A 9,276-nucleotide genomic window follows, 5' to 3' on the forward strand; every position below is an offset into this window, starting at 1 on the left:
AAATGCACTCCAACGGCTTTGGCCCTGGCCCCAAATACAGTCTAGTCCAGGGTGATTCGCAGTTGCTTTAACGCCGCCTGCTGCCGGATAATCTCCTGCAGTCCGGCAATGTCCTTCGCATTTTTGCTGGCCGTGTCCAGGCTATTCTTGCGCACCTTGTACACGGTCTCCGAAAACGCCTTCTTTTGTTCCTCATTACTCAGTGAGTCGCTCAGGCTTGCATTGAACAGCGCCGCAACTTCCTTGTACTGGTCCTCGTCGTTGATGTACCGGCTGAGTATGGCAGCCGGATTTAAGGTTCCCGCTGCGTGGCCCCGAAATACTTCATCCGCCACCTGGTGGTATAAATCCTCCACAAAATCATCCGCCGTTATGATTCCGTCGATCTTGTCAAACAATTCCGGGTTCTCGATCAGCCAGGTGAGGAGCAGCCGCTGTGATTTGCGGATTCCGTCCTCCTTGGCCGGGCGTTTTTCCCGTTTTGCCCCGGGCCCCCGGGCGCCGTAGCCCTCCTGGGAGTCCGGCGGCCCTCCGCTCTCCTGGGCGTATCCGCCCTGCGCGTTCCCGGCGGACTGGCCCCGCGAGGCCGCCTCCCCCCTCTCGGAGTAGGCGCCGGCCTGCCGGTTTGTCCGGCCTGCGGCCTGCTTTGAGTAGCTCTCCCCCGCCTTTAAGCCCATGGTCATCCCCAGCCGGTTCACCAGCTGGCGCAGCTCCTCGTAGGGGATCATATGTTCCCTGGATACGGCCTGGATATAGTTGTCCCGCTCCAGGGGTTCCCCGAAGCGCAGCAGCATCTTGGCCGTCTCCAGATAAAATTTCGTTTTCTGCTCCGGGTCCTCCAGCTGGTAGTCCTTCTTCAGCACGTCCACCTCGAACATAAAGCTGTTCCTGGCCTCCCCGATGCGCTCCCTGAAGGCCTCCGCGCCCATGTTCTTGATGAACTCGTCCGGGTCCTTGTAGGGGCGCATGTTCAGCACCTTGATGGACATGCCCACCTCCTTCAGAATGGGGATGGCCCGCAGGGCCGCCTTGACCCCCGCCCCGTCGCTGTCGTAGGTCAGAATCACCTGATCCGTGTAGCGCTTGAGCACATTGGCGTGCTGGACTGTGAAGGCGGTTCCCAGGGAGGCTACCGCGTTGGTGAATCCGGCCTGGTGGAGGGAGATCACGTCCAGATACCCCTCGCAGATCAGAAAAAACTTCTCCCGGGACGTCCTGGCGTAGTTCAGCCCGTAGAGGTTGCGGCTCTTGTCGAAAAGCTTGGTCTCGGGGGAGTTTAAATATTTCGGCTCCCCGTCCCCCATCACCCGTCCGCCGAAGCCGATGACCCGGTTGTTCACATCCATGATGGGGAACATCACCCGGTTCCAGAACTTGTCCCGTCCGCCCCGCTCCTCCACGGTCACCAGCCCGGTTTCCTTTAAGAAGGAATCCTCATATCCCTTCTCCTTCAGATACCGGTACAGGTCATCGCTGGTCTTGTTGGCGTACCCCAGGCCGAAATGGCGGATCGTCTCGTCCTTCAGGCCCCGCTTGTCGTGAAGGTACTGATATCCCAGCTGCCCCTGAGGCTGCTTCAGCTGATAGTAAAAATAGTTGGCCGCCAGCTTGTTGGCCTCCAACAGCCTGGCCTTAAAATCCGCCTGCTCCCTGGCCTCCTTGCTGTACTCCATCTTGGGCAGGTTCACCCCCGCCCGGTCCGCCAGGGACTGAAGCGCCTCGGGGAAGGTATAATTCTCGTATTCCATCAGAAATGTGATCACATTTCCCCCGGCCCCGCAGCCGAAGCAGTAATACATCTGCTTGCCCGGGGACACGGAAAAACTCGGAGACTTCTCATTGTGAAAGGGGCACAGTCCGAAATAGCTGGCCCCTTTCTTTTGAAGCTTCACATATCCCGAAATCACATCCACGATGTCATTCTTCATTCTCACTTCTTCAATGACTTCATCCGGATAGTACATGAAAAGTTCTCCCTCCTGGCTGCCGCAGGCCGCGCGCCGGCCTGCGGTTCCTTATGTTAAAATGCAACGGGCCGCGCAATGAAAATTCCCGCCTCACAGGATCCATGAAGGCGGGCAAAATTCACAGAACATTCCACCGCTGCGGCACGAACAGATCCTCAAACAGATCGATGGCATAGATATCGCTCATCCCGGCGATGTAATCGCATACCACCCGGCTCTTCTTCTCGCCCCGCTCCTCCATCAGGAAGAGATACTCCTGGGGAAGCCGTTCCACGTGCTTTAAATAGTAGTCGTAGAGGGAGGCGATCATCTGCTGGGCCTTGCCCTCCTCGGCCTTTGGAATGTCGTTCTTGTACACGTTCTCAAACATCCAGCGCCGCAGCCCCTGCATGGCTTCCTCCATGCCCGGGGACATCTTGATCTCCGGTTTTCCGAGGCTGTTGAGGATGATGTCGTGGATCATGGTGTTGAGCCGCTCCCGCACGCTGTGCCCCAGTATATCGGTGTAAACCGCCGGCAGCTGCTCCTCCACAAACATCCTGGCGCGGATGGCGTCGTCGATGTCGTGGTTGATGTAGGCGATCTTGTCGGAAAGCCGCACAATGGCGCCCTCCAAAGTATTGGGATGCCCGGCGGTCCGGTGGTTTAAAATCCCGTCCCGCACCTCCCAGGTCAGGTTCAGCCCTTTTCCGCCCTTCTCCAGCAGTTCCACCACCCGCACACTCTGCTCATAGTGGGCGAAACCGTCCTCACAGATCTGGTTTAAGATAAACTCGCCGGAGTGGCCGAAGGGCGTATGCCCCAGATCATGGCCCAGGGCGATGGCCTCGGTCAGGCTCTCGTTCAGACAGAGGGACTTGGCGATGGTCCGGGCGATCTGGCTGACCTCCAGAGTGTGGGTCAGGCGGGTCCGATAGTGGTCGCCCTCAGGGGCCAGAAACACCTGGGTCTTGTGCTTCAGACGGCGGAACGCCTTGCAGTGCAGAATCCGGTCCCGGTCCCGCTGGTACTCCGGCCGGATATCGCACAGCTCTTCCGGCCTGTCCCTGCCCCGCGAGCGGGCGGAAAATGAAGCGTACGGACTTAAATACTGTTCCTCAAGGGCTTCCATCGATTCGCGAATGTTCATCCACCACTCCCCCTATCTCTATTATATTGCCTATTCCCCTATTTTACTACAAAAAATTATATCTGCCTAGAGAAATGCCCCGGATTTTCAGAAAATTTTATAAATAGAGCGATAGTTGGTTGCATTCTATTCATGACTCACAAAATATATGCCTTTTGTACCCTTTTTTGCCTCGTAAAGCATGTTGTCCGCCCGCAGCAGCAGCCGGTTCACATCCTGGACGGAGGCCACGCGGCCGCAGGCGATGCCGATGGAACAGGAGATGCCGTCCCGCTCGTCGATGAGTTCTCCCGAAACATGCCGGCGCAGTGTCCCCAGGAAATACTCCCGGCGCTCCAGCTCCCCGTATATCCTCCGGGCCAGCTCCTCCAGCTCCTCCTTTTTCGCATTGGGAGCGCAGATGACAAATTCATCCCCGCCGAAGCGCACCACAGCCCCGGACTGTCCGCAGACCGCCTCAAACACCCCGGCGATCTCCCGCAGCACCGCATCCCCCACCTGATGCCCAAAGCGGTCGTTGCAGTTTTTAAAGTTGTCCAGGTCTATGTAGAGCAGGCCCATCTGCCTTCCCCCGTGGGCCAGCAGCCCCCGCAGCCTGCGGTAAAAGCCCTCCCGGTTGAGGATGCCGGTCAGCTGGTCCGTGGTGGCCGCACGCCGCAGCTCCTCCTGCACCCGCCTCAGCTCAGCGTCCTTCTCGCTGCGGCAGATCACGCTGTTGAGCTGGTAAAACAGCATCTCAAAGACGTCCAGCTGCTCCTCGCCGATGACATAGTTCCCGGCCCCGTCGACGTTGCTGTCCCGCATATAAATCACCGCAAACACCGCGCATTCCAGACGGTTGTTGTTGAAAAACGGAATCCCGGCGATGGAGCACAGCCGGTCCTCGTCAAACAGCTCCGTCACCTCCCGGTACTGCCCGAAATGGCCGGTAAAACGGGATATGGCAAATCCCTTCTGCCGCATCTCAAAGAACCGGCAGAGCGCCTGACGCTCCCGCTCCCCAACGGCGCAGTCCAGGTCGCTGTAGAACACGTCTCCGGCTCCTTTTGCCGGAAAACGGACAATCAAAAGCCCGTCAAGGTTGAAATACCGCTCAAACAGGCCGACCATCAGTTCCAGCCGGTCCCGCCTTCCAATGTCGTCCACGTTGCTCAGAATCCGGATCCAGCTGGACACAAAACGCCGGTTGTTCCTCTGCTCCCGGTACCGGCACTCCTTTTCCCAGCTTCTGACCATCCGCTCGATCTCCCGCTCCACGGCCTCCACGGTTTCGTTCTCCGGCGTTCCCGCCAGGTTCAAAGCCGTAGGGATAAGGGAATCTCCGCTTCCGGCCGGAAGCCGCCGATCCCGCTCCTCCTCCCGGCGGATGCGCCTCCGCTCGGCCTCTGCCTCCTCCATCCGCCCGGTGCGCACAAACAGCTCCAGCCGGTCCCGGCGGTACAGCCCGCCGCAGATCCGCTGGTCCGGCCTGGCCGCCCCGATCTGTTCCTCCGCGGCCTCCATGCAGTCCAGCGCCCGCTGGTAATCCCGCCCCAGCATGGCATTTAAGCCCATGGCATAGTGGTACAGAAACAGGTCCCCGCAGACGCTGGCCCGTGCGCTGCCAAAGCGCGGCAGGACGCAGCCGTCCACATGCTCCAGGAACTGTCCGGCCCGGCTTAAGTAAACCCTGGCGCTGGTGGTGTTGCGCTCATACATGGAGCAAAGCGCCATCAGGCTGTAGAACTGGGACAGGTCGCAGAACCGCTGTCCGTAAATCCCCAGCCGTCCCATGATGCCCATGGACCGCTCAAAATAGTCCAGAGCTGCGGCAAACCGCTCCTGGGCCAGGGCGTTCAACCCCATATAATAAAAGGTTCCCGCCGCCTCCCGCACCGCAGCGCCGCCCAGGCGGCAGTAGAGCTGCAGCGCGGCCGCATAGGCGTTTCCGGCTGTTTGGTACTCCCGCAGCATGGTGTAATTGAAGCCCACTCCGTTGTAAACCCTGCCCAGCTCCAGGCTGTCGGTTCCCCTCATAGCCTCAAAGCATCTGAGGTGGTAGCGGTTGGACACATGGTAACGCCCGCTGTTGGCCGCGATCATCACGTTCCGGCAGTAAGCCTTATCCACCAGCACCTCGTTCCCCACGGACTTGGCCCAGGCCAGGGCCTGTCCGAAATCCGGCAGCGCGGTCTCATCGTCCAGGAAGCGCAGCGCGCCCTCCACATCGTTGTCGCTCCCGTAGATCCGCATATAGGCCAGATGATTGTAAAATCCCAGCCGCTCCGCCCGCCGCAGAAATTCCTCCTCCACCGCCACGTCGGCCAATGGAAAATTCATGCGGTTCCAGCCTCCCATGCGAATCTCCACCTGCAGCATCCTGACCCGGAAATCCCACATCTCCCCTGTATCGTCCTTCTCCAGCCTGATCCGCCCCAGGCATTCCTGGGCCTGCCCCATACGTCCCGAGCGCATGTAGGCCAGTGCCGAAAGATAGTTCCGGTGCCGCTCGGACTGCTCCCCGCCGATATTGCCGAACAGCTGGCACAGCGACAGCGCCCTGGAATAATTTCCCTGGCAGATCATCACATAGACGTAGAGCACCAACACCTGCATCCGGTACTCCCCGGGGATCATGCTGTTCTCAACGTTCAGCCTCCGGTTCACAACGTCCAGATAATGCTCCGCCTGCCCCAGATCCAGCATTCCGGTCAGATTGCGCAGGCGTTGGATGACGTCCTCCATGTTCTCCCCGGACAGACGGATTCCCTCACGGACCGGCTTCTGATACCGTTTGAGGAAGCTTCCGAACTCCAGAAGCTGGCCCCATCTTCCGGCCGCCTCCAGCCACTCCTCCCAGTCCTCCCGGAGGTAGGACGCCGCGTTCTCCAGGGCGTCGTAGAGGATCACCATATGAACCATATGGCGGTCCGCGGTCTCCATCAGTTCCCGGACCAAACGCATGGCCGGCCCTCCGGCCCGCTGGAAGCTGTTCAGGATCAGGACAAAGGGGCGCTGCCGCGAGCACCAGACTGTCAGGTCGAAAAGCGCCTGCTCCATGCGCCTCTGCTCAAACCCGATCTCGTCCAGAATCATGTCCTCCCGGCGCTTGGCCCTCCCGTTTTTCAGATAAGTCCTGAAAATTTCCCGGTGGCTGCTGTAAACGCCGCACTGCTCAAACACCTGCTCCAGGGCCTGGCCGTCCAGCTCTCCCAGATAATCGCCCAGTACCCCCATAAACGGCATGAACGGCTCCTGAATATTTTCCTGTCCGTATTCGCAGAAAAATATTTTTGGTCCGTTCATCTGTCTCTCAAATTTCTTGATTTCTCGGTCGGTAATCTCAATATCGTCGTAGAGCCGTATCACCAGACATCTGGCCCGTTCCATATCTCCGGCCAGCTCCGCAATACGCTCTACCGCCTGCTCAACACGATAATCCATCCTCACTCCCGCTCTCTGAATTCATTTACACAGCCGCTTGTAAACGGCTGTCCAAGCCTTGCGTATATGCTATTATAGCGTAAACCCCGGACAGCTTCAATAGGAGGGCGGGGATTATTTCTCAGAATTTCATGCGGACCGTTACTGTACACTCCGTTCCCAGTAACACGTCTCGCGGGATATTGCCTGCGAACAGTAACTGCGGACCGCCTTTGCAGCCCTGTCCCGGGCGGCCCGCCGCATCCAAAAAGGAACCCGGCCCGGCCTAAGCCCAGTCAGGTTCCCTGCTTAATTCTCAATCTTTTTGGCAAATACCAGCACCCGGCCGTTGTCGATGGGCCGGTAGCAGGTGGAGAGGGTGAGAATCCTGTCCTCCGTCTCCGCCTTCACCCCAGTGTCGTACAGACTGTGCCGCGCCAGATACTCTAAAAATTTTTCCCACTGCTCCGGCTCCTCGGGGTCCCTCTCAATCATCTGGAAAATGTCCCGGTTCTCCTGCTCCGAAAGGCTGGAAAACAGCACCGCAAATATCTGATAATCCCCGCCGTTCTCATGGTCGAACCGGACAATGGGATGCTCCTCAAAATACTCCCGCTCCTGATAAAACCGCAGGCAGCTGAACATCTTGGTATTGCGTGTGTTGTGCCCGTAGACGATCAGATTGTCCGAAGGCTTTTCAATGTCGCAGCGCATGTCCAGAAAGGGCGTGCCGTTGCCGTGATAGGACCGGTCAAAGGCGTGGGTCAGGTAAAACATCCCGCCCTCCTCGTCCGTCTGCATCACCGGATAACTCAAAGGGGTGTCCTTGATGCTGATATAACCCACGCACTGGGGGTTCAGAGCCCGCAGCGCGTCCAGATCCACTCCCCCCGCCTCATCCCGGTTCCGCTTTGCCTCCTTTGGCATGCGGTAGGCCTGCCGCCAGATCTCGTCGAAGGCCTTCTCCTCCCGGTACAGCGAAACTGTATCCGCCGCCGCGATCACAAGACACACGAAAATCACCGCAAGGCAAATCCTGCGTATCCATTTTCTCACCATCTACTTCACCCGGATGTCCTGAATATTGACGAAAAAGTCGTCGTAGCGGGTGATCCGGTAGCCGGACAGGTCCGCGGACACGGCCAGAAACTGCTTTGGCCGGGCCAAAGGAATCACAGGCACCTGGCGTCCGGCCGCATCCGCGGCCTTCTTCCAGGCGGCGGTCAGAGCCTTCTCGCTGTATGCGGTGTTAAGCTCCCCCAGCGCCTCGTTCAGCTCATTGCTGTTGCACGCCGTGGGCAGACCCTGCATATCCTCCGCCAGACCGTCCCAGGCCGACGGGTAGTCCCAGCCGCCTGTGCCGGACAGAATCAGGTCGAAGTCCTGCAGCATATACACCTGCTGCAGATAGGCCGCCTGGTCCAGCAGCTCGATGTCCACATCAAACCCAATGTCCTTTAAATCGCTCTTTACGGCCTTGGCCAGAGCTTCCTGGTTTTTGCTTCCGGCTAACACCGGGAGTCTTAGGCGGCCTTTTAAACTGCCGTACTTCCCGCCGGCCTCCTCCATCAGTTTCTTCGCTTCTTCCTTGTTCAAAGCCATGTTCACGCTGCCCGCGTAGATACTGTCCTCAGGCCCGATGGCCTCGGCCTTTACCATGTACGCGGAGAGATTCCCTCCCGCGAACCGGTCCCGGTCAATGGATAGGGCGATGGCGCGGCGGACCGCCGGGATATAGAGCTGCCGGTTGTTCCGGTTCAGGGCCATATAATAAAGTCCCGCCCCCGGCTTTTCATAGATTGTAAACTGCTTTGCAGAGAAAAAACGGTCGAACAGCGCGGACTCGGCGGAAAAAAACGCTGCGTCGATCCTCTGTTCATCGATGACCGCTCCCATCTCATAGGTGCCGTAGGTGACGAACTCCACAGCTTTAATATCGCGGATTTTACCGCGGTAGTATTCATTTGCCTCCAGGCGGATTCCGCTGCCGTCCCGGATCCGGACCTTCTGATAAGCGCCGGTCCCCGTGCCGTCCATGGACAACTGCTGTAAAACAGGCAGGAAACCGCTGGTCAGGTTCTCCGGCCGCTCCTGGATTTTCGTCTCCAGAATCCGCAGATTGTCCGGGGAAGGGGTTTCAAAGGCCAGCTCCACCGTCAGTTCATCCGTCACCCGGATCCCTTCCGGCAGTTCGCCCGCTCCCTCCCGAAACGCTCTCACGCCCTGGATATTCCCATAAGGGCCGCCGCCCTCCTCCTCCGTGACGCACATGGCTGCAATGGAAAATGCCGCGTCCCGGGCGGTCAGAGCCTGCCCGTCGCTGAACCGGACATTTTTCTTCAGCTGGATGGTACATGTGGCGCCATCCTCAGCCATCCGGACCTGCCGTGCCAGCACCGGTTCCAGCTTCCCATCCACATTTTTGCGCATCAGGGGTTCAAAGATCACCGCGCTGACCGCTCTGTCTCCGGCGGAGCTGGCGTAGGCGGGATTGATCACACCGGTGGCGTCGTTGGTATAGACCCGCAGCACCTGCCTGCGCTCCTCATCCTTTTGCACCGCGTTCTCCCTGCCCTCCTGCACCATGGCCAGGCCCGTCTGATCCCGGAATATTCCGGAGAAAATCTGCGGGGGGCCCATGACGAAGAACAGTACCGCCGCCAGGACAACCGCGGCCGCAGCGATGGCTGCGGCGTACGGCTTTTTACGGACGGAGGCGGCAAAAGCCGCCATCCGTTCTTTTAACTGATTGTTTTTCATGCTCAATTCCTCTGTTTT

General features: G+C 58.8%; 5 protein-coding genes. All 5 read right to left on the bottom strand.

From position 1 onward, the window contains the following. Positions 1-41: 41 nt before the first annotated feature. Positions 42-1,964, bottom strand: a complete 1,923-nt coding sequence (gene dnaG / locus ACK2JC_RS01665) for a DNA primase (protein WP_092360291.1) — start codon at positions 1,962-1,964, stop codon at positions 42-44. 121 nt (positions 1,965-2,085) lie between these two features. Next, positions 2,086-3,096, bottom strand: a complete 1,011-nt coding sequence (locus ACK2JC_RS01670) for a deoxyguanosinetriphosphate triphosphohydrolase (RefSeq protein ID WP_092360290.1) — start codon at positions 3,094-3,096, stop codon at positions 2,086-2,088. A 126-nt stretch (positions 3,097-3,222) separates the two neighbouring features. Beyond that, positions 3,223-6,519: a tetratricopeptide repeat-containing diguanylate cyclase gene (locus ACK2JC_RS01675; RefSeq protein WP_320938197.1), complete on the bottom strand. Its 3,297-nt coding sequence runs from the start codon at positions 6,517-6,519 to the stop codon at positions 3,223-3,225. 288 nt (positions 6,520-6,807) lie between these two features. After that, positions 6,808-7,557, bottom strand: a complete 750-nt coding sequence (gene srtB / locus ACK2JC_RS01680; protein ID WP_320938198.1) for a class B sortase — start codon at positions 7,555-7,557, stop codon at positions 6,808-6,810. Then, positions 7,558-9,258 (bottom strand): ABC transporter substrate-binding protein, encoded by a 1,701-nt coding sequence (locus ACK2JC_RS01685; protein WP_320938199.1) that lies wholly within the window; start codon positions 9,256-9,258, stop codon positions 7,558-7,560. Positions 9,259-9,276: the final 18 nt, after the last annotated feature.

Source organism: Enterocloster lavalensis (assembly GCF_046603895.1).
GTDB lineage: Bacteria > Bacillota > Clostridia > Lachnospirales > Lachnospiraceae > Enterocloster > Enterocloster lavalensis.

What these genes read in the sequence shown, in the direction of transcription:
- dnaG (WP_092360291.1), bottom strand. Translation starts at nt 1,964, where the DNA reads ATGTACTATCCGGATGAAGTCATTGAAGAAGTGAGAATGAAGAATGAC.
- ACK2JC_RS01670 (WP_092360290.1), bottom strand. Translation starts at nt 3,096, where the DNA reads ATGAACATTCGCGAATCGATGGAAGCCCTTGAGGAACAGTATTTAAGT.
- srtB (WP_320938198.1), bottom strand. Translation starts at nt 7,557, where the DNA reads ATGGTGAGAAAATGGATACGCAGGATTTGCCTTGCGGTGATTTTCGTG.
- ACK2JC_RS01685 (WP_320938199.1), bottom strand. Translation starts at nt 9,258, where the DNA reads ATGAAAAACAATCAGTTAAAAGAACGGATGGCGGCTTTTGCCGCCTCC.
- ACK2JC_RS01675 (WP_320938197.1), bottom strand. Translation starts at nt 6,519, where the DNA reads ATGGATTATCGTGTTGAGCAGGCGGTAGAGCGTATTGCGGAGCTGGCC.